This window comes from Pseudomonas sp. ASL3, assembly GCF_056680425.1.
This window is the reverse complement of the sequence record NZ_CM155281.1, coordinates 5,062,007-5,088,106: the sequence shown is the minus strand read 5'-3', so window position 1 is coordinate 5,088,106 and position 26,100 is coordinate 5,062,007. Positions and strand designations below refer to the sequence as shown.

Sequence of the window (26,100 nt, the reverse complement as noted above, 5' to 3'; positions counted from 1 at the left end):
CGCCGGGCTCGGCTTTTGTAGGAGCGCGCTTGCCCGCGATGTGCGGTGTGTCAGTCACCGACGATGTTGGATGTACCGACGCCATCGCGGGCAAGCGCGCTCCTACAAGGGTTATCCAATCGTCATCAAGCTCGCATTCCCCCCAGCCGCCGCCGTATTCACACTCAACGCCCGTTCAATTACCAACCGCTCCAGCGCAATGTTAGTTTCGCCGTGTGACAGACCGTGAACCCCAACAATAGCGCCAGCGCGTTTGGCGATTTGTTGGCAGACCGCTCGCAACTGGTCGGAGTCGCCGTGGTGCAGGACTGCATCAATGACCACCTCGTCTTTGTTCCAGTCGGCAACCAGTTGGATGCGCGTTTGCACGTCTTTAGGCAGGCGAGCGCGCAACGGTTTGCTCAGTTCGGTTTCGGGCCAGACGGCTGTGCTGCCGACGGCCAATACGGCTGCCAATTGAGTCAACAGGTCTGCTTCGGCCTCTGCGAGGCACAGTACGTGTTCGCGGGGCAGGAGGCTGTAGCTGTTGCGTTCGCCGGTCGGGCCGGTCAGCAGGCGGGTGATGCCGCTTTGCGACTGCTCGGCGAACTGGCTGCACAATGCGCCCAGTTCGGCTTGCTGATTGCTGCCGGCCCAGGTTTGCAGGGCGTTGAGCGGTTTGCTCATGGCTGTGCGCATCCGGGTGTCCGGTGCGGTCAGTGCATCGCCTCGAGCGAAGGATTGCTCGATGGCATCCACCGGACGGGTCGACAACAGGCGATAGAGGTAAAGCGGACCACCGGCTTTTGGGCCGGTGCCCGACAAGCCTTCACCACCGAACGGCTGCACACCCACCACGGCGCCGACGATGTTGCGGTTGACGTAGACGTTACCGGCGTTGACGTTGTCGATAACTTTGGCGATGGTTTCGTCGATGCGCGTGTGTACGCCCAGGGTCAGGCCGTAGCCGGAAGCGTTGATCTGGCTGATCAACTGGTCCAGTTCTTTGCGCTTGTAGCGCACCACGTGCAGCACCGGGCCGAAGATCTCCCGTTGCAGTTCGTCGAAGCTCTCAAGTTCGATCAAGGTCGGCATCACATACGTGCCGCGTTTGATTTCATCGCTGTCGGCAATTGCCACTTGGTAAACGGTGCGGCCTTTGTCGCGCATGGCCTGGATGTGCTTCTCGATTCCGGCCTTGGCTTCGGCGTCGATCACCGGTCCGATGTCCACAGACAGACGCTCGGGGTTGCCAAGGCGGCATTCAGCCATGGCACCTTTGAGCATTTCGATCACGCGGTCGGCGGAGTCTTCCTGCAGGCACAACACGCGCAGTGCCGAGCAACGTTGACCGGCGCTGTCGAAGGCCGAGGAGACCACGTCGATGACCACTTGTTCGGTGAGCGCCGAAGAGTCGACGATCATCGCGTTCTGGCCACCGGTTTCGGCGATCAGCGGGATCGGCCGACCCTGTGCATCCAGACGACCGGCAATGTTGCGTTGCAACAGACGTGCGACTTCAGTCGAGCCGGTGAACATCACGCCTTTGACCCGATCATCACCCACCAGACGCGCGCCAACGGTTTCGCCACGACCCGGCAGCAGTTGCACCACGCCTTCGGGGATACCGGCTTCGAGCAGCAGGCGCACAGCTTGCGCCGCAATCAGTGGAGTTTGCTCGGCAGGCTTGGCCAGCACCGGGTTGCCGGCGGCCAATGCAGCTGCAACCTGACCACTGAAAATCGCCAGCGGGAAGTTCCACGGGCTGATGCAGACCACTGGCCCCAGTGGCCGGTGCGCGTCGTTGGTGAAATCGTTGCGCGCCTGCACTGCGTAGTAACGCAGGAAGTCCACGGCTTCGCGCACTTCGGCGATGGCGTTGGCGAAGGTCTTGCCCGCTTCACGCGCCAGCAGGCCCATCAATGGCTGGATTTCGCCTTCCATCAAATCGGCGGCACGCTCCAGGATCGCGGCGCGTTCGGCAGGTGGCGTCGCTTGCCAGATGGGTGCGGCATTCAGGGCGCACTGGATGGCGTTATCGACGTCTTCCAGATTGGCTTCCTGAACATGACCGACCACATCGCGCAGATCCGACGGGTTCAACACCGGAGCAGGCGTGCCCACACTGGCTGGACTGCCCAGCATCGGGCCGGCTTGCCAATGGTTATGTGCGGTTGCCAGCAATGCCGAGGACAACGACGCCAGACGGTGTTCGTTCGCCAGGTCGATACCACTGGAGTTGGCACGTGCCGGGCCGTAAAGATCACGCGGCAGCGGAATACGCGGATGCGGCAGGCCGAAGCCGCCTTCCTGCGTCGCCATCTGCTCGATGCTGCTCACTGGATCGGCCACCAATTCCTGAATGGAGATGGATTGGTCGGCGATGCGGTTGACGAACGAAGTGTTCGCGCCGTTTTCCAGCAGGCGACGCACCAGGTACGCCAGCAATGTTTCGTGAGTGCCGACCGGTGCATAGACCCGGCACGGGCGGTTCAGCTTGCCATCGGCGACTTTGCCCACCACTTGCTCGTACAGCGGTTCGCCCATGCCGTGAAGGCACTGGAATTCGTACTGGCCGGGGTAATAGTTCTGACCGGCGATATGGTAAATCGCGGCCAGGGTGTGGGCGTTATGCGTGGCGAACTGCGGATAGATGACTTCCGGCACTGACAGCAGTTTTCTAGCACACGCGATGTAGGAAACGTCGGTGTACACCTTGCGGGTGTACACCGGATAGCCTTCCAGGCCTTCAACCTGCGCGCGCTTGATTTCGCTGTCCCAGTACGCGCCTTTCACCAGGCGGATCATCAGGCGGTGACGGCTGCGACGGGCCAGATCGATCACGTGGTCGATCACGTACGGGCAGCGCTTCTGGTACGCCTGAATCACGAAGCCAATGCCGTTCCAGCCGGTCAGTTGCGGCTCGAAGCACAGGCGCTCCAGCAGATCCAGCGACAGCTCCAGGCGGTCGGCTTCTTCGGCGTCGATATTCAGGCCGATGTCGTACTGCTTGGCCAGCAAGGTCAGCGACAGCAGACGCGGATACAGTTCATCCATTACTCGCTCATACTGCGCGCGGCTGTAGCGCGGGTGCAGGGCGGAGAGTTTGATCGAGATGCCGGGGCCTTCATAAATGCCACGACCATGGGACGCTTTGCCGATGGAGTGGATGGCCTGCTCGTAGGACGCGAGGTATTTCTGCGCGTCGTGTTCGGTCAGTGCTGCTTCACCGAGCATGTCGTAGGAGTAGCGGAAGCCCTTGGCTTCGAAGCGGCTGGCGTTGGCCAAGGCTTCGGCGATGGTTTCGCCCGTAACGAACTGCTCGCCCATCAGGCGCATGGCCATGTCCACGCCTTTGCGGATCATCGGCTCGCCGCTTTTACCAATGATGCGGCTCAGGGACGACGTCAGCCCGGTTTCATTGTGGGTGGCGACCAGTTTGCCGGTCAGCAACAGACCCCAGGTGGCAGCGTTGACGAACAATGAGGGGCTGTTACCCAGGTGCGGTTGCCAGTTGCCGGTGCTGATCTTGTCGCGGATCAATGCGTCGCGAGTGCCCTTGTCCGGGATGCGCAACAGCGCTTCGGCCAGACACATCAAGGCCACGCCTTCCTGGGACGACAGCGAGAATTCCTGCAACAGGCCCTGAACAATCCCGGCACGGCCACCGGCGCTTTTTTGATTGCGCAGTTTTTCGGCGATGCTCGAGGCTAGCTTGTGAGTCGCTTCAGCCATGCTGACGGGCAGGCGCGCCTGTTCCAGCAGCATCGGCACCACTTCAGGTTCAGGGCGGCGATAAGCGGAGGTGATCGCGGCGCGCAGAACCGATTGCGGCAGGATGCTTTCGGCGAATTCCAGGAAACACTGGTGGGTGACGTCGGTCAGCAGATCGGCGTGCTCGTCCGCATCCTTTCCGGTCAGGCCACTCAGTTCCGTCAGAGTTGCACCCCTCTCGAGTTTTTCCAGGTAGTTGAAAATTGCCTGCTTGATCAACCAGTGGGGTGTGCGGTCGATCGATTGTGCGGCAGCTTTCAAGCGCTCACGGGTAGGGTCATCGAGCTTGACTCCCAAGGTGGTCGTCGCCATTTTTTGTCCTCGTTATCGCCACCACGGTGTGGCATCAGCTGACGCTCAGATTAGTCCTGCGTTTATCTGGGTGCAACCTAGTGCAACCTGTTTTCGTCAGAAATAATTGCTCGCTCCCGGAAAACGACAGAATGCGGAGGTCTGGCGCGCTTTGGGGCCACTTTTCGGTCGGCAAAAGAACGCTTTTGCTCCGAAAAGAAGCAAAAACATTTCGTTATAGAAAAAAGCTGCTGGGTGCAACTGATTCGGGGGTATGGGTTGTACCTTGTTTGCATGGCTGACCAGGATTCGCCGTCGGGGTGCAACCATCTGTCCCTTTGGTTCATCAGCTGACGCTTTTCTGGGAAACGGCCCGCATCTTCAGGATGTCGGACCGTTCTTGAATATAAACCGGGGGGACTCCCTAAAGCGCTATACCGTTAGTCGGCTTGCGTTGTGTTTCGCTGATGGATATTCGTTAGCTAGCTTCTGCTTTTGCTGTGGCAGGTCTAGAGTAAGCCGCTAGTGGAACTCGGGTACTCGCCCAGCGCCCTGGCGTAAGGGTCATAGAAAGAGAAGCAGCATGGAATGCGCTCACTCAAAATCATTGGACGGCAGTTCTGTCTTATTGGTAGTTGATGATTACCCGGAAAATCTGGTCACCATGCGTGCGGTCTTGCAGCGGCAGGACTGGCATGTGGTCACGGCCAGTTCCGGGGTGGAAGCCTTGAATCTGCTGCTGGAAATGGACATAGATCTGGTCTTGCTCGACGTGCAGATGCCGGGCATGGATGGTTTCGAGGTCGCGCGCTTGATGCGTGGCAGCCAGCGCACGCGATTGACGCCGATCATTTTCCTTACCGCCAATGAGCAATCCCAGGACGCTGTTCACAAGGGTTACGCCAGTGGCGCTGTGGACTACCTGTTCAAACCCTTCGATCCGAAGATTCTCAAACCCAAGGTTCAGGCGTTGCTGGAACACCAGCGCAACCGCCGTGCCCTGCAAGCCCTGACGCATGAGCTGGAAGCCGCACGCGCCTTTAACGCGTCAGTGCTGTCCAATGTCGCCGAAGGCATTCTGGTGGTCGACGAGGCGGGCCTGATCAGCTTCGCCAATCCGGCGATTTGCCGTTTGCTCGACGCCACCGTCGAGGCGTTGTGCGGTACTCAGTTGACCGATTACCTGCACAAGCCCCACGTGGTGCAATGGTCGGAGTCGGACTTCTATCGCAGTTATCTCAACGCCGATACCTACCGGATGCATGACGCAGTCTTGCGCACCAGTGGCGGCCAGCAAGTACCGGTGGCGTTGTCCTGCGCGCCGCTGCCGGCCGAGCGGCGGTCGATGGTGTTGAGCATTCTCGATATGTCAGTGGTGCGTAACCTGTATCAGCAGCTAGAGCAGCAGGCGGTCACCGACGCACTGACCGGCCTGCTTAATCGGCGCGGATTTTATCAAATGGTCGAAAGTACGTTGTTGCGCAACGACCGCGCCGATAAATCGCTGGTTGTGCTGTACCTGGATCTCGATGGGTTCAAGCGTATCAATGACTCCCTCGGCCACGATGCTGGCGATCGGGTGTTGCTCTGGGTCGCCGAGCAGTTGAAGGAGTGCCTGCGTCCTTACGATATTCTGGCGCGCATGGGCGGCGATGAATTCACCGCGGTGATCGATGGGCTGGACTACCCGGAGCAGGCCGCGATCGTCGCTGAAAAGCTGATCGAGCGGGTGTCGGTACGTCAGCAAATCGACGGTCTGGATATCGCCCTCGGCGCGAGCATCGGCATCGCCACCTACCCGGATTGCGGTTCGGATCTGGACGGTCTGCTGCGTGCTGCCGACATTGCCATGTACGAAGCCAAGCGCGCGGGCCGTCAGCAATATCGCTTTTACGATCAAGAGATGAATGGCCGCGCCCGCTCGCGACTGATGCTGGAAGAGAGCGTACGCACGGCTATCGAAGGCAACGATTTTTCGCTGGTCTATCAGCCTCAGGTGTACATCGGCGATGGCCGCGTGCGGGGTTTCGAGGCCTTGTTGCGCTGGCAGCATCCCAGCGTCGGTGATGTGCCGCCGGGGCTGTTCATTCCGCTGCTCGAGGAAACTCGCCTGATCAATCGGTTGGGCAGCTGGATCTTCGAGCAGGGCGCCGCGCAGCTCCAGATCTGGAACGCTACTTTCGCTTCCGAGCGGGTGCTGGGAGTGAGTGTCAGCACCGCACAGTTCAGCATGCCCAATCTTGCGTCGGAGCTGCAGCGCGCCATCAGCCAGTATGATCTTCAGCCGCATCAGCTTGAGGTTGAGGTCACGGAAAGCTCGCTGGTACAAAACATGGGTCACACGCGCAAGCAATTGCAGGCGTTGCGCGACATAGGCGTGCGCATTGCGCTTGATGATTTTGGTGCCGGTGAGTGTTCGTTGGCCCTTCTGCGTAACTTTGAGCTGGATACCCTGAAGATCGACCGGCATTTCGTTGCGCGGTTACTCGATTCTCCGCGCGATGCTGCGGTGGCGCGAAGCATTATCGATCTATCTCGTCAGTTGGGCATGCTGGTGATCGCGGAAGGCGTCGAGACCCTCGGGCACTATCAATGGCTGGCGGAGAATGGCTGTCAGTTGATTCAAGGGCTCCTGGTAGCACACCCGCTGACCGCTGAAGATGCCCAGCTGTTTGAGCAGTCGTTCGACTGGAGCGGGCTCAAGGCGAACTGAATTCGGTACACTGGCGGCTTTCAAACCTTCGTTGCCACTTATGACCGCGCCGGCCCTCTCTCCCCTGAAATACCTGCAAGCCTATCCGCCTGCCCTGCAAGAGCAAGTGCGACAGTTGATTGCGCAGAACCGGCTGGCTGCCTATTTGAATCAGCGCTATCCCGAGCGGCATGCCGTGCAGAGCGATAAGGCGCTGTACGCCTATGCCCTGGCGTTGAAGCAAGAGCATCTGCGTAATGCCCCGAATATCGATAAGGTGCTATTCGACAATCGTCTGGACCTGACGCATCGGGCGCTGGGCCTGCATACGGCGATCTCGCGTGTGCAGGGCGGCAAGCTCAAGGCCAAGAAAGAAATCCGCATCGCCTCGTTGTTCAAGGACGCGGCACCGGAGTTCCTGAAAATGATCGTGGTGCACGAATTGGCGCACTTCAAAGAGTCCGACCACAACAAGGCGTTCTATCAGCTTTGCGAACACATGCAGCCCGGCTACCACCAGCTGGAATTCGACCTGCGCATTTACCTGACCTACCGTGACCTGCAAGGCAAAGCCGCCGAATGAGCATCGACAAGGATCTGACGATGGACGTCAGCAAGACCAAAAGCAGTTTTTATCGCCGTTTGTACGTGGCGTATCTGATTGATAGCCGGATCGCCAGCAGCGTCCCAGCACTGATGGAAGCCACCGGCATGCCGCGGCGCACTGCGCAGGACACTATTGCCGCGCTGGCCGATCTCGATATTTTTTGCGAATTCGAGCAACTGGACGGCGCGCGCAACCATGCGGGGGGGTATCAGATCCGTGAGTGGGGCGCGATCGACAAAACCTGGATCGCGCAGCATCTGGTGCAGATTAAAGCGGTACTGGGTTACCCGTAAGGCGTCGACTCAGGTAAAAGGCAGCGTGCCGCCGCGGCTCATCACTCCAGGTCGCGGCGCATGCCGATATGAGGAATGTTGTCTTCCAGATACGCCTCGCCAACTGCCTTGAAGCCATAGCGCCCGTAATAGCTTTGCAGGTGCGCCTGGGCCGAGAGGTAGATCGGTTGATCAGGCCATTTCTTCTCTGCCTGTTCCAGCGCTTGAACCATCAACGAATGCCCCATTCCCTTGTGGCGCGCGATGGGGGCGGTCACCACCCGACCGATGACCACGTCACCACCCTGCTGAATGGGGTCGAGCAGACGTAGATAAGCCACCAGCAGATCATTTTCCCAGGCCATCAGGTGGCAGGTGTCGCCCTCCAGGTCCTGACCATCGACGTCCTGGTACCAGCATTTTTGCTCAACCACGAACACTTCGGCACGCAGTCGCAAAATGGCGTACAGCTGTTCCTTGCTGAGATCGGTATGGTGTTTGCAGACCCAATTGATAGACATGTGGCAGACCTGAGAATGAGTTCTGAGGCGAATACTAAAGCCGGCATCCGGCTGGACGCCAAATAAAACTGTAGCGGGTTAATGCGGGGGTGTTTCGATTCCAGCGGGAACGACGTAATAAATCAGTGCCGCCACGCACGGTGCGGGCTCAATCCTATGCTTGCAAGCACTGATTTAGGTGGATTCCATGAGCGATCACTCATATCCACCACTCATATGAGTTGTGCTGCGTACTGAATGAGTCTTCAATAAAGGCTACTAGCCACCATCCGTGTTGGTGAGATTGCCATCTTTGTGTAATCTGCATTTCCCCTGTGGATTCGGGTTTATATGAACTAGTGTTAGTCCGGGCCGTGGCATAACACGTCCCTCACATGGCGGGCAGGCTGCCCGCCTCAGGATCTTGAGCATGCCGCGATTGCTTCGAGCCATGGGTTTGCTGGGATTGCTGCTGTTGGCACAAGCCGCAGCAGCGGAGAAATTACGTCTGGTGGGCGATGCATGGCCGCCGTTCACCGACATCAATCTGGTCAATGGTGGGCTAGCCACTGATATCGTCAGTACTGCCTTGACGCGGGCCGGGTACGCCACGGAGTTCGAGCAGGTGCCGTGGGCTCGGGCGTTGCTGGGGGTGGGCGAAGGGCGCTACGACGTGCTGGTCGATGCCTGGTTCAATCAGGAGCGCACGTTGCTCGGCGAGTTCTCCGGGGAGTTTCTGCTCAACCGGGTGCGCTTTCTCAAGCGCAAGGATTCGCCTATCGTCTTCGAAAACCTGAAGCAACTGCATCCCTATCCGATCGCGGTGGTGCGTGGCTATGCCTACTCGGCTGCATTCGACAGCGATCCTGAGTTGCAGAAAGTCCCGGTACACAGTTTTGCCATGGCCGTGCGCATGCTGGCGGCAGGGCGGGTGGCGCTGACAGTGGAAGACGAATATGTCGCTCGCTACAATCTCAACCGTGAGTCGCCGCACATACGCGACAGCGTCGAGTTCTTGCCCCAGTCATTGAGTGAGAACAGCCTGCATATTCTGGTCAGTTTGAAGAACCCCAATCATGCGCAAATCGTCGCCAACTTCGATCGGGAAATCGCCGCGATGAAAGCCGACGGCAGTTACGACCGGTTGTTTCGCGAGCACGGCCTGTAAAGCCCGTCATCGAATGGTTCAGGCTTCGCTGGGTTCTTTGATCAGGTGTGCAGCCAATGTCCGCAGCGGCCCCAGCTGACGGCCGATCAGTGCCAGTTGGGTCTGCACCAATCGCTGACTTTCGTCCATTTCGTCGGGCATGTGCTCCAGGTCACTGGCCAGCGCTTCTTCGGCATCGCTCTGGATCGTTACCGGTTTTTTATTGGCCAGGCTTTGTGCGATTTCATCGATGCTCGCTGCCAGGGTTGCCCCGGCGCCATCGATCAAATGCTCGCGCACTTCAGGCGGCAATTGCGTTTCGCGGTGGGCGCCCAAACCCGACAAATAGCTGAGCAAGGTGTGTGACAACACCAGAAAACGGAAGCCCACGTCGGCTTCTTTGCGAAAGTGCCCCGGCTCCATCAGCATGTTGGCCAAGGTAGTCGACAGCGCCGCATCGGCGTTGTGCGCGTTGCGTCGGGCCAAGCGGTAAGCCAGGTCGTCACTTTTGCCGTGGGCGTATTGCTGCATGATCTGGCGCAGGTAAATGCTGTTGCAGGTCAGGGTGTTCGCCAGCACTTTGTTCAACCGCCGTCCTTGCCAGTCCGGCAGGAACAGGAACACCGCGAGGCCGGCGATCAGGCTGCCGAGCAGGGTGTCGAACAGTCGCGGCAGGAACAGCCCGTAACTGTCGCCGATCTGATTGAAGCAGAACAAAATCATCAAGGTCATCGCCGCTGTCGCCAGCGTGTAACGCGCGGTTCGATTGACGAAGAACACCACGCCCGCGACGACTGCGAACATCGATTGAATCAATGGGCTGGGGAACAGATCGAACAGCGCCCAGCCGGCTGTGAGGCCAATCGCCGTGCCGCTGATCCGCTGTACCAGTTTGCGTCGGGTCGCGCCGTAGTTGGGCTGGCAGACGAACAAGGTGGTCAGAATGATCCAGTAGCCCTGAGACGGATGCACCAGATGCACCATGCCGTAACCGATGCTCAGCGCCAGCGGCAGGCGCAAGGCGTGGCGGAACAACAGCGAGGTGGGGGTCAGTTGCAGGCGCAGGCGATTCCACACGTCCTTGAGGTTGCGTGGCGAACGGTCCAGCAGGCTGCTGTCGGTGGCGTCGGCCAGGCTGTCAGGGTTGCTGGCGTCTTTCAGCAGGCGGTCGAGAGTCCCCAGGTTGGCTGCCAGTGCGCGCAATGAGCGCAGCAATCCACGCCATGCCGGGTTGCTCTGGATGCGCAGATGCTCCAGCGAGGCGTGCAAGTCGTCCAGGGCGTGGGCGAAGCGGTCGTCGTAAGCAAAGGGCTGACGTAACTGGATCGTTTCCGACAGCCTGCGGCAGGCGGTGCCTTGCTGGCGCAGCAGGCGCAGGCAGCGGAACAGCACATCGCTGTGGAAGAACGCTTCGGCCAGCGCGTTGTAAGGGTAGTGCGACGAACTGGCGCGCTCGTGGATGTCCTGAGCGAGAAAGTACAGCTTCAGATAACGGCTGACCTTGGCGCCGGGCCGGCCATCGCCGACGCGGTGCAGAATGATTTCCTTGGCAGCGTTCAGGGCCGCCACGACGCGGCCATTCTGTTGCGCCAACTTCAGGCGGCGCCGTTCGATATCGAGTTGCCGGATCGGCTCGAACAGCGTCGCTTTGAGTTCCAGATAGTGTCCCAGCTCACGAAACAGTCGCGCCAGGCTTTGCTGCACCGGCTGATTGGAAAACAGCATTTGCCATAGCACCGACAACAAACCATACCAGGCAGCACCGGCGACCAGCAGCATGGGTTCGTGCCAGAAGTCGGTGACCTCCCCACCGCGCTGGTCAACGCCGATCATGGTGTACACCGACAGAATCAGCGTGGCCGAGGCGATGGCACCATAGCGTTCGCCCAGCGCGCCGAGCATGGTCAGGCAAAAGGCTGCCAGCGCCAGCGCGAATACAAAAATCAGCGGGTAGGGAAACAGTAGTTCGACCGACAGCGAGGCGACGCTGAAGCACACCAGCGTCACTGCCAACGCGTTCAGGCGGCCTTGCCAGCTGTCATCGGTTTCGGCCAGGGCGCTGGCGATAATCCCCAGAAATACCGGGATCAGCAGGCCCATTTCGTCCTGGTACCAACACAGCGCCATGGTGCCAGTCAGCGCGATAAACACCCGCACGCTGTAGCTGAACTTGTCCAGTGCCCACAAACGACGGAGCGTATGACGAAAGGAAGTCGATGACATAAGTGAGCTAACGGCCTTGTTCGCTATTGATCTAAATCCAGCTCAGTATCTACAGCGCTAAGTGTCGGCTGTACATGGGATTTAGCAAATATCTTTCAATTCGCTGCCAAGCTATCGCGACCCCTGTAGGAGCGCGCTTGCCCGCGATAATGGCCGAAGGACCTTCCTGCGATGCTGAGCTCAACATCCTGCCAGCGCTTCGGTCGAGCGCGACCCCGGACGGATCGCGGGCAAGCGCGCTCCTACAAAAGGATCAGCACATGGCCTTAGACGTACTGCGCAGCGGCATACGCCGAGGCCCAGGCCCACTGGAAATTGAAGCCGCCCAGGTGCCCGCTGACGTCCAGCACTTCGCCGATGAAATACAGCCCCGGCGATTTCAGCGACTCCATGGTCTTGGACGACACTTCACGGGTATCGATCCCGCCGAGGGTCACTTCCGCCGTGCGATAGCCTTCGGTACCGGCGGGCACCACCTGCCAGTACGCCAGTTTTTCGGCGATGTCGCTGAGTTCGCCGGGGGTGTATTGCTTCATCGGTTTGGAGACGAACCAAAGCTCGGCGATCAGGTTGGACATCTTCTTGGTGAAGATTTCACCGAGCAGGGTTTTCAGCTCACTGTTGGGCCGTTCGGCTTGCTGTTGCAGCAGCCAGCTCGGCACATCGTGGTCCGGCAGCAGATTGATCACGACCGTTTCGCCCGGTTGCCAGAACGAAGAAATCTGCAGAATCGCCGGCCCGCTCAGACCGCGATGGGTGAAGAGGATGTTTTCGCGAAAGCTGGTGTCGTTGCAGCTGACCAGGCAATCCACCGACGTACCGGACAGCTCGGTGCACAGTGCTTTGAGTTGGTCGGTAATGGTGAACGGCACCAGACCCGCGCGGGTCGGCAGCAAGGTATGGCCGAATTGTTTGCCCACTTGATAACCGAAACCGGTGGCGCCTAGCGTCGGGATGGACAGCCCACCGGTGGCGATCACCAGCGACTGGCAATCCAGGATGCCAGCCGTGGTGTTCAGGCTGTAGCCGTTGTCGGTTTTTTCGATGTTCTGCACTGACGTGTCCAGGTGCAGACTGACCCCGGCGTGTTCACACTCGTTGAGCAGCAGTTCGAGGATGTCGCTGGATTTGTTATCGCAGAACAACTGGCCGAGTTTTTTCTCGTGGTATGGCACGCCATGCTTGGCGACCAGCGCGATGAAATCCCACTGGGTATAACGCGCCAGCGCGGACTTGCAGAAGTGCGGGTTCTGCGAGAGAAAATTACCGGGCTCGGTGTACATGTTGGTGAAGTTGCAGCGCCCACCACCGGACATGAGAATTTTCTTGCCGGCCTTGTTCGCGTGATCGATCAGCATCACCTTGCGCCCGCGATTGGCGGCCGTGAGCGCGCACATCAAACCTGCGGCGCCAGCGCCGATGATCACAACGTCAGTAACGGGCAAAACTAAATCCTCGGAGGGGGCGAACTGTAGGAGCTGCCGAAGGCTGCGATCGACCGCGCAGCGGTCGCGGGGTTCTGAATCGCATGAAGGTCCTGCGGACCTTATCGCAGCCTTCGGCAGCTCCTACAGGTGATGGCGTTATGTTTACAAAATCCGCACGCGCAGCGAACGGCCTTTGATCTTGCCGTTGTTCAAACGCTCCAGCGCCTGTTTGGCCACGCCGCGTTCGACGGCGACATACGCCTGGAAGTCGAAAATGGCGATTTTGCCGACCTGGGTGCCCGGAATCCCGGCATCACCGGTCAAGGCGCCAAGGATGTCGCCGGGGCGAACCTTGTCCTTGCGGCCAGCGCCGATTACTAACGTGCTCATGGTCGGTAACAACTGCGAGCCGCCCTGATTCTTCAGTTCGTCCAGTTGGTCCCACTTGAGCGGGGCTTTCTGTACGTCTTCGATGGCCCGTGCGCGGTGCGCTTCGGACGGCGCGACGAGGCTGATCGCCAGGCCTTTCTCGCCGGCGCGACCGGTACGGCCAACCCGGTGAATGTGCATTTCCGAGTCCCGCGCCAGTTCGACGTTGAGCACCATGTCCAGCGCATCGATATCCAGACCGCGAGCGGCGACATCGGTAGCGACCAGTACCGAGGTACTGCGGTTGGCGAACATCGCCAGCACTTGATCACGGTCACGCTGTTCCAGATCGCCGTGCAGGCCGACGGCGGAAATGCCTTTGGCGGTCAGGTGATCGACCACTTCCTGGCATTGCTGCTTGGTGAAGCAGAACGCGACACAGGACTGCGGACGGAAATGCCCGAGTACCTTGACCACGGCGTTCAGACGTTCTTCCGGGGTGATTTCGTAGAAGTGCTGCTGGATCTGGCTGTCCGCGTGCAAGGCTTCGACCTTGACCGTTTGCGGGTCGCGCATGAACTTCGACGACAGCTGCTTGATACCGGCCGGGTAGGTGGCCGAAAACAGCAGGGTCTGACGCTTGCTTGGGGTCTGGCCGATGATGTCCTCGATCGAGTCGTAGAAACCCATGTCGAGCATGCGGTCGGCTTCGTCGAGGATCAGCGTGTTGAGGCCGTCGAGGACCAGCGAGCCCTTGCGCAGGTGCTGCTGGATGCGCCCAGGGGTACCGACGATGATGTGCGCGCCGTGTTCCAGCGAACCGATCTGCGGGCCGAATGACACGCCGCCGCACAGGGTCAGGACCTTGATGTTGTCTTCCGAGCGCGCCAGACGGCGGATTTCCTTGGCCACCTGGTCGGCCAGCTCACGGGTCGGGCACAGCACCAACGCCTGGCAACCGAAGAAGCGCGGGTTGATCGGGTTGAGCAGGCCGATGCCGAACGCAGCGGTCTTGCCGCTGCCGGTCTTGGCCTGGGCGATCAGGTCCATACCCTTGAGAATCACCGGCAGGCTCTGTGCCTGGATCGGTGTCATTTCGGCATAACCAAGCGACTCGAGGTTAGCCAGCATGCCAGCGGATAGAGGCAAAGTATTGAAAGCGGTGTTAGTCACGGGACGGGCCTGCAAAACAAAATGTCGCGCAGTGTATCAGGTCGCGGGCCCGTCTTAATGCCCGATCTCGGGTTCCGGACGAGGAACACCCTGCCATTTCTTGGGCGACAGTTGCAGGAAAATCCCCGCCGCCAGCATCGACAGCACGCCAACACTGACGAATGTCAGTTGGAAAGCGCCTAATACACTGCTCACTTCGCCGCTACCGCTGGTCACATCGTCGGTAAAGCCGCCCAGCAACGCCGCTGCGCAGGCCACCCCAAGGCTCAAGGACAACTGCGCCACCACTGACAGCAGACTGTTGCCGCTGGCGGCGCTGGCATCATCGAGGTCGATCAGGGTCACGGCATTCATCGCGGTGAACTGCAGTGAATTCACCGCACCCATCAAGCCGAGATGGATCAGTAGCACCCAATACTCGGTTTGCGCATCGACCAGCGCCAGACTGGCCAGCAGGGCACCCAGCAGGAACGTGTTGCCTGTCAGCACGATGCGGTAGCCGAGGCGCTCGATCAGCGGCCGCGCCACCGACTTGGTGATCATGGCGGCGACCGCCAGCGGGATCATGCTCATCCCGGCCTTGGAGGGCGAATAACCGAGGGCCACTTGCAGCAACAACGGCACCAGAAACGGCAGGGCGCCGCTGCCAAGCCGGGAGAACAGGTTGCCAAAAATTCCCACGGCGAAGGACCGGGTACGAAACAGCGCGGGCGCGAACAAGGGGTAGTCGATATTCCCGGCGCGCAACCAGTAAGCGGCCAGACAGGCCATCCCGCCAAACAGCAGCAACACCACGCGCATATGCGGCAGGTGAAGTTCGCCCAAGCCTTCGAGAGCGATGGTGATCAGCACCATCGAGGCACCAAACAGCGCAAAGCCGACGCCATCGAAGCGCGTGCGGGCACCGCCGGGCAGGTTCGGGACGAACGCTTTGATAGCGTAGCAACCGAGCAGGCCCACGGGCAGGTTGATCAGGAAGATCCAGTGCCAGCTCAGGTACTCGACGATCCAGCCGCCCAGCGTCGGCCCCATCAACGGCCCGAGCAGGCCGGGGACGGTGATGAAGCTCATGATCCTCACCAGCTCCGAACGCGGGTAAGCGCGCAATACGATCAAGCGGCCGATGGGTACCATCAATGCGCCGCCCAGCCCCTGTACCACGCGCGCGGCGACCAGCATGCTCAACGAACTGGACAGCGCACACAGCAGCGAACCGAGGCTGAACAATAGAATTGCGCCAAAGAAAATCCGCTTGATGCCAAACCGGTCAGCGATCCAGCCAGACGCCGGAATCAGCAAGGCCACCGTGAGCATGTAGGCGATCACCACCGACTGCATGCGCAACGGGTCTTCGGTCAGGGAGCGGGCCATGGCCGGCAGGGCCGTATTGAGGATCGTGCCGTCGAGGCTTTGCATGAAAAACGCAATGGCTACGACCCAAGGCAGCCAGCGCAGGGTCCGGGCATCCAGAAGCGGTGTACTGGTCGGCATACGATCCTTAGAGCGTGAGAGTCAATCGGCTGATCAAGGCGCCCGGCAGCAGGCTCGACGCTGTCTGGCGTTGACTGTAGGTGCTTGCCGAGAGAATCAGTTCCCGCTCGCGGGTCAATGCTTCGAGGGCATTGCCGAGCAGGCTATAGACGCTGTCGTCGAAGCGCATGGTGCTGACTGGCGCCTGAATCTCGCCGTTCTCGACCCAGAACGTGGCAAAGCGGGTCATCCCGGTCAGCCGTGCGGCGGATTGATCGGAGAAGTTGAGGTACCAGAGGTTGCTGATGTAGAGCCCAGTGCCGAGTTGCTCGAGGATCTGCTTCAACTCCAGCGTACCCGCAGCCATGCTCAATGCACTTGGCGCTTCACCCCAGCCGGCGCCGTTGGCGGCCAGACCGTATTCCGCGGCGCTGCGCGAGCCGACCAGTTGTTCGCGGGCGAGGCCGGCGCCGATCAGCGACAGATCCTGGCGCGGATAGCCTTCGGGGGAGAATGCCGGCGACAGCGAGCCGGTCACCTGTTCATCCAGACACACCAGCGGGTTGAGGTGGGCGTCGCGGTTGTACAGCCGTTGCAGTGGGCTGGTCTTGCTGGCCAGCGCTTCGGCGGAGAAACCACCCCAGCACAGCATGCCAATGATTTCTTCGAGCGCGGCGGGGGCCAGGTACGCGCGATATTGACCGGGGGCCAGGGTTTGCAGTGGCCGACCGAGGAACTCCAGCTGTTCACGAGCCTGCTGAAAGCGTTGGGCAAAGGCGTCGTCGCTCCAGTCGTGCCCGGCGTAGCTGGCTTTCACTGCCTGGCCGTTAGCGTGGAACAGGCTCCAGTCGAAGTTGAAGCTGTTGGCCTGATGCCAACCCAGCGCGCCCCAGGAACTGGCGAAGCCGCGATACAACGGGCCGGCGGCATAAAACCCCACCAAGTCCAGGCCCTCGGCCAGCTCACTGATTTGCTCAAGTACGCGCGCGGTGTCCGGCAGCGGCTGGGTCTGGCTGTTGCTGATCTGCCAGGCCTCGGTGTTGGGCAGCAGATACGGATCCTGCGGCAGCAACACCAGGGTTTCGCGCAACTGTTGCAGCGCTGTGGCCAATCGCGCCTGATCGACCTGCGCATCGCCGGACAGCGTCAGATGCAAGTCGGCATGACGGCCGTCGTCGATCAGTTTGAAGTTCAGGCTGGCCTGCTGCACATGCCCGGCCTGCCGCACTTTGGCGTGGTTGAAACGAATGAATTCGGACGCTTCGGCGTTATAGCCGAGGGTGAAGGCTTCCTGCTCGGTGATCGCGCCGCGCAGCCCGTCGACCAGCGCTTCGAACTGCTGTTGCTGAGCTATTTGTTCCATCAAGCATCCCCTCCGAAAACATCGACCTGGGAGAACACGCAGGCGGGTGAGGCATGGCCTACGCGCACCACCTGATTGGGTTCGCCTTTGCCGCAGTTGGGCGTACCGAGCACCTTGAAGGTGCTGGCGTCGCCAACGGCGCTGAGGTTGCGCCAGAACTGCGCGGAAATGGCCCGATAGTTCGGGTTCTTTACCACGCCTTTGAGTTCGCCGTTTTCGATCAATTGGCCCCATTCACAACCGAACTGGAATTTGTTGCGGGCGTCATCGATGGACCAGGAACGGTTGGTCGACATCATGATGCCGTGCTCGATGCCGCTGATCAGTTGTTCGAGCGGCTGGTCGCCAGGCTCGACATTCAGGTTGGCCATGCGGTCGATGGGCGGGCGGTTCCAGCTGCACGCGCGGCTGTTGGCGACGCCCTCCATACCGGAGCGGTATTGCGACAGCGCGCCGCCCAGAGGCCGAATCAGCACGCCGTCGCGGATCAGGAATTGTTTGCTCGCGGGCGTGCCGTCATCGTCGTGACTGTAGCTGGCCAGTTGTTCGGGAATGTCCGGGTCGAACGTCACATTGAGCAGTGCGGAACCGTATTGCAGGCTGCCAAAGTCACTGGCCTTGACGAAGCTGGTGCCGGCGTAATTACGCTCGTCACCGAGAATGCGGTCCAACTCCAGCGGATGGCCGATGGATTCGTGGATTTGCAGCATCATCTGGTCCGGCATCAGCAGCAGATCGCGCGGCCCTTGGGGCGTGTTGGGAGCCATGATCAGTTGCAACGCCTGATCGGCCACCTGCGCAGCCGCGCCGATCAGCCCACAGTTGGCAATGACCTCGGCGCCACCTTGCTGGCCGAAGTTGTCGCGGCCCAGGCTGCGGGTCTGGCTGTCGAGGCCGTCGTAAGCGGTGACGCTCAACCCTGGATAGACGTAGCGCTGTGCCTGACGAATCTCGGCGCCAGCGCTGTTCAGGTAAATCTGTTCGACGTTGTCCAGCCCGAGGCTGACCTGCCAGTTCACCAGGCGTTTGTCGCTGGGCACGGCTGCCGATTCGGCACCGAGCAATTGGTAGCAGTCACTCAACGACGGAAAGGCGTCAGTCAGATGAGGCGACAGGTAATCGGCGCGGCCAGTGGAAACCGGCTGATCGCGCAGATCGAGCAGGGCATGGGGTGCCAGACGCCGGGCGTGTTGCTCGGCCTGTTCCAGCGCGGCTTGTAGCCCGCGTTGCGAGAGATCGCTGGTGGCGGCGTAGGCTTCGACGCCGTTGATTCGCACGGTCAACATCGCGCCTTCATCGCTGCTCAGATACGGCGGTTCGGCGACGTTCTTGCGAACGGACAGGTGTTGGCTGGTTTGCCGGACGTAACGCAGCGAGAAAAATTCGGCAGGGCTCCGCAAGGCGGCAAACCGCTGCTTGAGCTGAGCGGAGAAATCGAACATGCGGAGAGGCTCCTTTGAATATGCTGTGCCTGGGTTGACGCCTTCGCGAACAAGCTCGCTCACAGGAAACACGCGATCCCCTGTGGGAGCGAATTTATTCGCGAATGGCCTGACGCGGTGCATCTGGCACACTGCGATCGTGGGCAGGCCTTTTAAACCGGGCAACCCTTGCTGCGCAGGATCGCGTCGAAGCGGTCCGGGTCCAGGGTGCCGGCTTCGATGGCGGCCAGTGTGGCTTTTTCGCGAGCCAGCAGATCGTTGCAGCGCACCAGCAGTTCCGGCAGTTCGGCACGGGCCGCGGCGACAACGCCGTCACCGTCGCCAATCATCAAATCGCCGGGCATGACCAGCATGCCTGCGCAGGAAATAGGCACGTTGATTTCGCCGCCACCATCAGTGCTTGGCCCACGGTGTACGCCGCCGATGGCATAAGCCGGAAGCTCGCCGGTCTGCCATTCATCAAGGTCACGCAGGGCGCCGTTGATGACCACGCCGACGATGCCGGCCTTGAGCGCCATGGCGCGCATGATGCCGCCGAACACCGCACGGGTCAGGTCGGCACTGCCGTCGATCACTAGCACGTCGCCGGGACGGGCCATTTGCATGGCTTTGAGGATCATCAGGTTATCGCCGGGGCGAACGCGCACGGTCAGGGCACTGCCGAGCATCGGGGCGTTGCCGTGGAAGGCTTTGAGCCCCAGACCGCCGACATTGCGGCCCAGGCAGTCGCTGACAGCAGCAGCTGGAATCTTGCTGAAGGCTTGCAGCCATTTCGGATCGAGGGGTTCTGCGTTTGGATTGATCAGGTAGCCGGTGGGCCATGTGCTCGAAGACACTACATCAAACATGAGAAAGCCTCGTGGCCAGTCAGTGCCGGCTTGTCGATTGAAGCGGGGGGGGTGATCGTTTGCGTAGCGCTAGATTAGGCCTGCGCAGAAGGCGGATCAAGGGCGGAACGGTGAGCCAATGGTCTATGAGGTGTGTGGGATGGCATTGAAATTGTAGGAGCTGCCGAAGGCTGCGATTGGCCGCGAAGCGGTCACAATCCTCAAAAGCGAAGGTCGTTCCGACCTTATCGCAGCCTTCGGCAGCTCCTACATAAAGCCTTTGGCTTTATTTGACTTCACGCAATGGCTTGCCGCGTGCCGGTTTTTCACCCGCAACGAAGTAGTCGGCGGTGCTGCGCGGCAGTGGGGCGCGGCCACGGATGTTGTCGGCGATCTTCTCGGCAATCATGATCGTCGGCGCGTTGAGGTTGCCGGTGGTGATCAGCGGCATGATCGACGCATCGACCACACGCAACCCTTTCATCCCGTGCACCCGACCTTGACCATCGACCACGGCCATCTTGTCGGTGCCCATCTTGCACGAGCAGGACGGATGGAAGGCGGTTTCGGCATGTTCACGCACGAACTGGTCGAGCTGCTCATCCGTCTGCACCTCGATGCCGGGGCTGATTTCGCGACCACGGTACGGGTCCAGCGCTGGTTGCTGCATGATTTCCCGGGTCAGGCGGATGCCGTCGCGGAACTCCTGCCAGTCCTGCTCGGTGGCCATGTAGTTGAAAAGGATGCTCGGGTATTCGCGTGGGTTTTTGGATTTCAGGTGCACGCGACCACGGCTCGGCGAGCGCATGGAGCCGACGTGCGCCTGGAAACCGTGCTCTTTCACACCGTTGCTGCCGTTGTAGTTAATCGCGACCGGCAGGAAGTGGTACTGAATGTTCGGCCACTCGAATTCTTCGCGGGTACGAATGAAACCACCGGCTTCGAACTGGTTGCTGGCGCCGATGCCGGTACCGAGGAACATCCACTCCGCGCCAATGGCCGGCTGGTTCCACCACAACAGCGATGGGTACAGCGAAACCGGCTGGGTGCAGGCGTATTGCAGGTACATTTCCAGGTGGTCCTGAAGGTTCTGACCCACGCCTGGCAGGTCGTGAACCACCGGGATATCCAGGCTTTTCAGCAGCTTGGCCGGGCCGACGCCGGAGCGTTGCAGAATCTGTGGCGAACCAATAGCGCCGCTGCACAGCAGGACTTCCTTGCGGGCTTTGGCTTCAATGCGGGTATCGCTGTCGCCGACCATGTAGGACACGCCGACCGCACGTTTGCCGTTGAACAGAATCCGGTCGGTCAGGGCGTGGGTGACAATGGTCAGGGTCGAACGTTTTTTGGCTTGATCAAGGTAACCGCGAGCCGTACTGGCGCGACGGCCATTCGGCGTCACGGTACGGTCCATCGGGCCGAAACCTTCTTGCTGATAACCGTTCAGGTCATCGGTACGCGGATAACCAGCTTGCACGCCGGCTTCGACCATGGCGTGGAACAACGGGTTGTTACCGGCTTTAGGCGTGGTCACGCTGACCGGACCGTCGCCACCGTGGTAGTCGTTTGCACCGATGTCGCGGGTTTCCGCTTTGCGGAAATACGGCAGGCAGTCGAGGTACGACCAGTTTTCCAGGCCAGGGTTTTTCGCCCAACCGTCGTAGTCCATGGCGTTGCCACGGATGTAGCACATGCCATTGATCAGCGAAGAGCCGCCCAGGCCCTTGCCGCGACCACATTCCATGCGGCGATTGTTCATGTGCGGTTCTGGATCGGTTTCGTACGCCCAGTTGTAGCGGCGACCTTGCAGCGGGAAGGCCAGGGCTGCGGGCATTTGGGTGCGAAAGTCGAGGCGATAGTCCGGGCCGCCTGCTTCGAGCAGCAGGACGGTGACGCCTGGGTCTTCAGTCAGACGGGTCGCCAGGGTGTTACCGGCAGAGCCGGCACCGATGATGATGTAGTCGAATTCTTGGGACATTAAATGCACCCTCAAAGATGGGTGTGAGGTGTTCTGTGGGAGCAGGCTTGCCTGCGAATGGGCTGACGCGGTGTGTCAGATGCGCCGCCTTCGCGAATGAATTCGCTCCCACAGTTAGATTGCATTCCCCTGTGGGAGCGAATTTATTCGCGAAGAGGGCGGCGCGTTTTCTCAGAACACCGAAACGTAATCCCCCAACTCAACCTGCACCGATTTAATTCTCGTGTACTGCGCCAACGAGCTGATCCCGTTTTCACGACCCACGCCCGATTGCTTGTAGCCACCGACCGGCATTTCTGCGGCCGACTCGCCCCAGGCATTGATCCAGCAGATACCGGCTTCAAGCTGGTGAATGACGCGGTGAGCGCGGTTCAGGTCTTTGGTGACGACCCCGGCAGCCAGGCCGAACTCGGTGTCGTTGGCGCGGCGGATCACTTCTTCCTCGGTCTCGTAACTGAGGATGCTCATGACCGGGCCAAAGATCTCTTCGCGAACGATGGTCATCTCGTCGGTGCAATCGGTGAACACGGTGGCTGCAACGAACGCGCCTTTGGCGAATTCACCTTCAGCCAGACGTTCGCCGCCGCACAGCAGACGGGCGCCTTCTGCCTTGCCCTTGGCGATGTAACCCAACACGCTTTCCATATGGGCGAAGCTGACCAGCGGGCCGAAGTTGGTGTTGTCGTCCTGTGGGTTACCAACGCGGATGCGATTCACGCGCTCGACGATCTTGGCTTCGAAGGCGGCTTTCAACGCGCTTGGCACGAACACGCGGGTGCCGTTGGTGCAGACCTGACCGGAGCTGTAGAAGTTGGCCATCATCGCGGTGTCGGCGGCGCGATCGAGGTCGGCGTCGTCGAAAATGATCAGCGGCGACTTGCCACCCAGTTCCATGGTCACGTCTTTGAGCGAAGAGCTCGACGCGCTGGCCATGACTTTCTTGCCGGTGTCGGTGCCGCCGGTGAAGGAGATTTTCTCGATGCGCGGGTGTTCGGTCAGCCAGGTACCGACTTCACGGCCGCTGCCGGTCAGCACGTTGAACACACCATTCGGAACGCCGGCTTCGGTGTAGATCTCGGCCAGTTTCAGGGTGGTCAGCGACGTGACTTCGCTCGGTTTGAAAATCATCGCATTGCCGGCAGCCAGGGCCGGGGCGGACTTCCACAAGGCGATCTGGATCGGGTAGTTCCAGGCGCCGATACCGGCGACCACACCCAGCGGTTCGCGACGGGTGTACACGAATGAGGTGGTGCGCAGCGGGATCTGCTCGCCTTCGATGGCAGGCACCAGGCCGGCGTAATACTCCAGCACGTCAGCGCCGGTGACGATATCGACGTAACGGGTTTCGGAAATCGCTTTGCCGGTGTCCAGGGTTTCCAGTGCAGCCAGTTCGTCGTTGCGCTCACGCAGGATCTCGACGGCACGACGCAGAATGCGCGAACGCTGCATGGCGGTCATCGCGGCCCAGATCTTCTGGCCTTTTTCGGCGCTCTCGACGGCACGTTCAACGTCGGCTTTGCCAGCCCGCTGCACGGTGGCCAGGACTTCGCCGTTGGCCGGGTTGATGGTGTCGAAGGTGGCGTCGATGCTGGAGTCGACGTAACCGCCGTCAATGTAGAGTTTTTGCAATTCGAAACGGGCCATAGTGTCCTCGCGAGTACCGCGGTGTAGGGGTTCAGGCGTCGTGTGCGTTAGCGCACCTGTTTCGCCAGTTGTAGGTCCATGTATTCGTAAGCGATCTGCTGCGCTTGCTCGGTGTCGAAGGCATCGCCCGACAGCGCGCCGCGCAACCATAATCCATCGATCAAAGCCGCCAGACCGCGGGCTGCGCTGCGGGCATCGGCCAGCGTCAGCACTCGGCGAAACTGGCAGCACAGGTTTGAATACAGGCGGTGATCGTTGATCCGCTGCAACCTGTGCAATGACGGCTGGTGCATGCTGGTCGCCCAAAAGGCCAACCAGGTTTTCATTGCCGGGCCATTAACCTGGCTGGCGTCGAAGTTGCCCTCGATAATCACCTGAAGATGCGCCCGTGGGCTGTCATTGCCGAGCGCCAGACGACGTTCGCTGACGTTCTCGATCAAGGCATTCATCAGGTGGCGCATGGTCGCTGCGATCAGGCCGTTCTTGTCCTGAAAGTAGTGACTGATGATGCCATTCGACACGCCTGCCAAACGGGCGATCAGCGCAATGCTGGCGTCGCCCATCCCAACCTGATCGACAGCCTCTAACGTGGCCTGGATCAACTGTTGACGGCGGATGGGCTGCATTCCAACCTTGGGCATTTCAGGCATCTCCTTGGGTCAATCCATTCGGTGACGACCAGTCTATTTGTTTTTAGTTGAACGTTCAATCAACAAAAAACAACCTCTATGACTCTCCTTCGTTTCTCAGGTTGCTCAGGGAGTTTGTAGGAGCGGGGGGGCGCCGAGTTCTTGCCCGCGATGGCGTTAGGTCTGACACACCGCGTGAAGCTATTCGCGAATGAATTCGCTCCCACAGGACATAGGCGATCTGTGGGAGCGAATTTATTCGCGAAGCTGTCAGCCCAAATTCTTGCCTAACAACGCGTGGTACAACTCGCTGTCGCCGAGGATGCCGACAACCTTGTTGCCTTCTTGCAGGACCAGCTTGTTGCCGGTTTGATAACGGATTTGCAGCGCGTCGCGCATGCCGATGTCGGAGTGCACCAGCGTCGGACGGCGGTCCAGGCTGTCCATGGGTTGCCCCGGAACCCAGTTTTGCAGGTCGAAGTTGGCAGTGCCGTTGCGTGCATTCTTGACGGTGTTGCCTTCACCCAGATCGATCCAGGAATCTCCGCCCGGATCAAGGCATACCGAGCCGTTGACGCGGGTGCAGTTGGCCAGCGTGCGCATCAGGCTGCGACCGCACAACACGTTGAGCGGGTTGGTGTGGGCGACGAAGGTCCGCACGTATTCATCGGCCGGGTTGAGCACGATCTCTTCAGGCTTGCTGTACTGGACTATCCGACCGTCTTTCATGATGGCGATACGGCTGCCGAGCTTGAGCGCTTCATCGAGGTCGTGGCTCACGAATACGATGGTTTTGTGCAGCTTGCGTTGCAGTTCCAGCAGTTCGTCTTGCAAGCCTTGGCGGATCAGCGGGTCGAGGGCCGAGAAGGGTTCGTCCATCAGCAGAATATCGGCGTCCATCGCCAGCGCGCGAGCCAGGCCGACACGCTGCTGCATGCCACCGGACAGCTCGTCGGGCTTTTTGTTGCGCCACTGTTCCAGGCCCACCAACTCAAGTTTTTCATCCACCAGCTTGCGCCGCTCTTCGGGCGGACGGTGCTGCATCTCAAGACCGAAACTGATGTTTTCGCGTACCGTCAGCCAAGGCATCAGGGCGAACTTCTGGAAGACCATGGCGATACGTTTGGTGCGCATCAGCTTCAGTTCGGCAGGTGTGCACGACGCGATATTGATTTGCGCGCCTTCATGTTCGACGAACAGCTTGCCTCGGCTGACGGTGTTCAGGCCGTTGATGCAACGCAACAGGCTGGACTTGCCGGAACCGGAAAGGCCCATCAGGACGCAGATTTCGCCTTTCTCGATATCGAGGCTGGCTTTTTCGACACCGACGATCTGGCCGGTCTGTTTCAGAATCTGATCACGCGTCAAACCCTGGTCCAGCAGTCTGAGGGCCTCACGCGGATCTTTGGAGAAGACAACGTCAACCTTGTCGAAGCTGATTATGCTCATGCGTCACCCCTTACCTGTGCGTCGGGTTGTTTGCAGATACGGTCGAGCATGATCGCCAGCAATACGATCGCCAGGCCGGCTTCGAAGCCCAGGGCGATATCAGCAGTGTTCAGTGCGTTGACCACGGGTTTACCCAAGCCGTCGGCGCCTACCAGGGCCGCGATTACCACCATCGACAGCGACAACATGATGCATTGGGTGATGCCGGCTGCGATGCTCGGCATGGCGTAGGGAAGTTCAATGCGCGAGAGCAATTGTTGACGCGAGCAGCCAAAGGCCTTGCCTGCGTCCATCAACTCTTGCGGTACATCGCGGATACCCAGGTAAGTCAGGCGGATAGGCGCGGCAATCGCGAATACCACCGTGGAAATCAGACCGGGTACCACACCCAGACCGAACAGGGTCAGGGTAGGAATGAGGTAAACGAAGGTCGGTACGGTCTGCATCAGGTCGAGAACCGGACGCATGAGCGTATAGAACATCGGTTTGTGCGCGGCGACGATGCCCAGGGGCACGCCAATGATCACGCAGACAAACGTCGCGAAGAGCACCTGAGCCAGGGTCTCCATGGTTTCCTGCCAGTAACCCAGGTTCAGGATCAGCAGGAATGACAGCACCACAAACGCCGTCAGGCCCCATTTGCGCTGGATAAAATGAGCGAGCAGAGCAATCAGGCCGATCAACGCAAGCGGATTGAACCAGGTGAGTGCGAACGTCACGCCGTGGATCATCGTTTCCAGCGTCGTGGCAATCAAATCGAAGTAGTTGGCGCCATGTTTCGTCAGCCATTCAACGAAGGCGGCGATGTACTGGCCCAGAGGGATTTTGTGTTCAGTCAGCATGG

General features: G+C 60.0%; 18 protein-coding genes. 4 read left to right on the top strand and 14 right to left on the bottom strand.

Annotation, left to right across the window (positions count from 1 at the left end):
• Positions 1-111: 111 nt before the first annotated feature.
• Entirely contained in the window at positions 112-4,065 is a 3,954-nt protein-coding gene (gene putA, locus AC1MEE_RS23360) for a trifunctional transcriptional regulator/proline dehydrogenase/L-glutamate gamma-semialdehyde dehydrogenase (protein ID WP_480411886.1), read from the bottom strand.
• A gap of 562 nt (positions 4,066-4,627) precedes the next feature.
• Here putA and AC1MEE_RS23355 point away from each other — a divergent pair.
• Genes AC1MEE_RS23355 through AC1MEE_RS23345 form a run of 3 tightly spaced genes read left to right on the top strand, consistent with a single transcriptional unit; the run spans position 4,628 to position 7,636 of the window.
• Positions 4,628-6,757: a putative bifunctional diguanylate cyclase/phosphodiesterase gene (locus AC1MEE_RS23355; RefSeq protein WP_480411885.1), complete on the top strand. Its 2,130-nt coding sequence runs from the start codon at positions 4,628-4,630 to the stop codon at positions 6,755-6,757.
• 40 nt (positions 6,758-6,797) lie between these two features.
• The gene (locus AC1MEE_RS23350) at positions 6,798-7,319 is read left to right on the top strand and encodes a M48 metallopeptidase family protein (RefSeq protein ID WP_480411884.1); all 522 of its coding nucleotides are present in this window, start codon (positions 6,798-6,800) and stop codon (positions 7,317-7,319) included.
• 20 nt (positions 7,320-7,339) lie between these two features.
• On the top strand, positions 7,340-7,636 hold the full coding sequence (locus AC1MEE_RS23345) for a winged helix-turn-helix domain-containing protein (protein ID WP_480416319.1): 297 nt from the start codon (positions 7,340-7,342) through the stop codon (positions 7,634-7,636).
• A gap of 41 nt (positions 7,637-7,677) precedes the next feature.
• On the opposite strand, the gene AC1MEE_RS23340 is transcribed toward AC1MEE_RS23345, so the two are convergent.
• Positions 7,678-8,136 carry a GNAT family N-acetyltransferase gene (locus AC1MEE_RS23340; protein ID WP_480411883.1) on the bottom strand — a complete coding sequence of 153 codons (459 nt, stop codon included), beginning with the start codon at positions 8,134-8,136 and terminating at the stop codon, positions 7,678-7,680.
• Positions 8,137-8,545: 409 nt separating this feature from the next.
• Between AC1MEE_RS23340 and AC1MEE_RS23335 the strand changes: the two genes are divergently transcribed.
• Positions 8,546-9,283, top strand: a complete 738-nt coding sequence (locus AC1MEE_RS23335; RefSeq protein ID WP_480411882.1) for a substrate-binding periplasmic protein — start codon at positions 8,546-8,548, stop codon at positions 9,281-9,283.
• An 18-nt stretch (positions 9,284-9,301) separates the two neighbouring features.
• On the opposite strand, the gene yccS is transcribed toward AC1MEE_RS23335, so the two are convergent.
• From yccS to choW, 12 genes are all read right to left on the bottom strand, one after another.
• A complete protein-coding gene (yccS, locus tag AC1MEE_RS23330) occupies positions 9,302-11,485 on the bottom strand; it encodes a YccS family putative transporter (protein WP_480411881.1) in 2,184 nt (727 codons plus the stop codon).
• Positions 11,486-11,751: 266 nt separating this feature from the next.
• Entirely contained in the window at positions 11,752-12,930 is a 1,179-nt protein-coding gene (locus tag AC1MEE_RS23325) for a BaiN/RdsA family NAD(P)/FAD-dependent oxidoreductase (RefSeq protein WP_480411880.1), read from the bottom strand.
• Between the two features lie 144 nt (positions 12,931-13,074).
• Complete coding sequence (gene dbpA, locus AC1MEE_RS23320; protein ID WP_480411879.1) at positions 13,075-14,454, bottom strand: ATP-dependent RNA helicase DbpA; 1,380 nt, start codon at positions 14,452-14,454, stop codon at positions 13,075-13,077.
• 54 nt (positions 14,455-14,508) lie between these two features.
• On the bottom strand, positions 14,509-15,945 hold the full coding sequence (mdtD, locus tag AC1MEE_RS23315) for a multidrug transporter subunit MdtD (protein ID WP_480411878.1): 1,437 nt from the start codon (positions 15,943-15,945) through the stop codon (positions 14,509-14,511).
• A gap of 7 nt (positions 15,946-15,952) precedes the next feature.
• Entirely contained in the window at positions 15,953-17,287 is a 1,335-nt protein-coding gene (locus AC1MEE_RS23310; RefSeq protein WP_480411877.1) for a TldD/PmbA family protein, read from the bottom strand.
• Positions 17,287-18,729, bottom strand: a complete 1,443-nt coding sequence (locus tag AC1MEE_RS23305; RefSeq protein WP_480411876.1) for a TldD/PmbA family protein — start codon at positions 18,727-18,729, stop codon at positions 17,287-17,289. Before AC1MEE_RS23305 ends, AC1MEE_RS23310 begins: the two co-directional genes overlap by 1 nt.
• 152 nt (positions 18,730-18,881) lie before the next feature.
• Positions 18,882-19,577: an RraA family protein gene (locus AC1MEE_RS23300; RefSeq protein ID WP_480411875.1), complete on the bottom strand. Its 696-nt coding sequence runs from the start codon at positions 19,575-19,577 to the stop codon at positions 18,882-18,884.
• Positions 19,578-19,842: 265 nt separating this feature from the next.
• Positions 19,843-21,534 (bottom strand): choline dehydrogenase, encoded by a 1,692-nt coding sequence (betA, locus tag AC1MEE_RS23295; RefSeq protein ID WP_480411874.1) that lies wholly within the window; start codon positions 21,532-21,534, stop codon positions 19,843-19,845.
• Between the two features lie 171 nt (positions 21,535-21,705).
• A complete protein-coding gene (gene betB, locus AC1MEE_RS23290; RefSeq protein ID WP_480411873.1) occupies positions 21,706-23,178 on the bottom strand; it encodes a betaine-aldehyde dehydrogenase in 1,473 nt (490 codons plus the stop codon).
• A 47-nt stretch (positions 23,179-23,225) separates the two neighbouring features.
• Positions 23,226-23,819 (bottom strand): transcriptional regulator BetI, encoded by a 594-nt coding sequence (betI, locus tag AC1MEE_RS23285; RefSeq protein WP_480411872.1) that lies wholly within the window; start codon positions 23,817-23,819, stop codon positions 23,226-23,228.
• A 258-nt stretch (positions 23,820-24,077) separates the two neighbouring features.
• Complete coding sequence (choV, locus tag AC1MEE_RS23280) at positions 24,078-25,256, bottom strand: choline ABC transporter ATP-binding protein (RefSeq protein ID WP_480411871.1); 1,179 nt, start codon at positions 25,254-25,256, stop codon at positions 24,078-24,080.
• A complete protein-coding gene (gene choW, locus AC1MEE_RS23275) occupies positions 25,253-26,098 on the bottom strand; it encodes a choline ABC transporter permease subunit (protein ID WP_480411870.1) in 846 nt (281 codons plus the stop codon). The genes choV and choW overlap by 4 nt, the downstream gene beginning before the upstream one ends.
• Positions 26,099-26,100: the final 2 nt, after the last annotated feature.

Coding starts and splice junctions, on each gene's coding strand:
- putA (WP_480411886.1), bottom strand. CDS start 4,065: ATGGCGACGACCACCTTGGGAGTCAAGCTCGATGACCCTACCCGTGAG.
- AC1MEE_RS23355 (WP_480411885.1), top strand. CDS start 4,628: ATGGAATGCGCTCACTCAAAATCATTGGACGGCAGTTCTGTCTTATTG.
- AC1MEE_RS23350 (WP_480411884.1), top strand. CDS start 6,798: ATGACCGCGCCGGCCCTCTCTCCCCTGAAATACCTGCAAGCCTATCCG.
- AC1MEE_RS23345 (WP_480416319.1), top strand. CDS start 7,340: ATGGACGTCAGCAAGACCAAAAGCAGTTTTTATCGCCGTTTGTACGTG.
- AC1MEE_RS23340 (WP_480411883.1), bottom strand. CDS start 8,136: ATGTCTATCAATTGGGTCTGCAAACACCATACCGATCTCAGCAAGGAA.
- AC1MEE_RS23335 (WP_480411882.1), top strand. CDS start 8,546: ATGCCGCGATTGCTTCGAGCCATGGGTTTGCTGGGATTGCTGCTGTTG.
- yccS (WP_480411881.1), bottom strand. CDS start 11,485: ATGTCATCGACTTCCTTTCGTCATACGCTCCGTCGTTTGTGGGCACTG.
- mdtD (WP_480411878.1), bottom strand. CDS start 15,945: ATGCCGACCAGTACACCGCTTCTGGATGCCCGGACCCTGCGCTGGCTG.
- AC1MEE_RS23310 (WP_480411877.1), bottom strand. CDS start 17,287: ATGGAACAAATAGCTCAGCAACAGCAGTTCGAAGCGCTGGTCGACGGG.
- AC1MEE_RS23305 (WP_480411876.1), bottom strand. CDS start 18,729: ATGTTCGATTTCTCCGCTCAGCTCAAGCAGCGGTTTGCCGCCTTGCGG.
- AC1MEE_RS23300 (WP_480411875.1), bottom strand. CDS start 19,577: ATGTTTGATGTAGTGTCTTCGAGCACATGGCCCACCGGCTACCTGATC.
- betA (WP_480411874.1), bottom strand. CDS start 21,534: ATGTCCCAAGAATTCGACTACATCATCATCGGTGCCGGCTCTGCCGGT.
- betB (WP_480411873.1), bottom strand. CDS start 23,178: ATGGCCCGTTTCGAATTGCAAAAACTCTACATTGACGGCGGTTACGTC.
- betI (WP_480411872.1), bottom strand. CDS start 23,819: ATGCCCAAGGTTGGAATGCAGCCCATCCGCCGTCAACAGTTGATCCAG.
- choV (WP_480411871.1), bottom strand. CDS start 25,256: ATGAGCATAATCAGCTTCGACAAGGTTGACGTTGTCTTCTCCAAAGAT.
- choW (WP_480411870.1), bottom strand. CDS start 26,098: ATGCTGACTGAACACAAAATCCCTCTGGGCCAGTACATCGCCGCCTTC.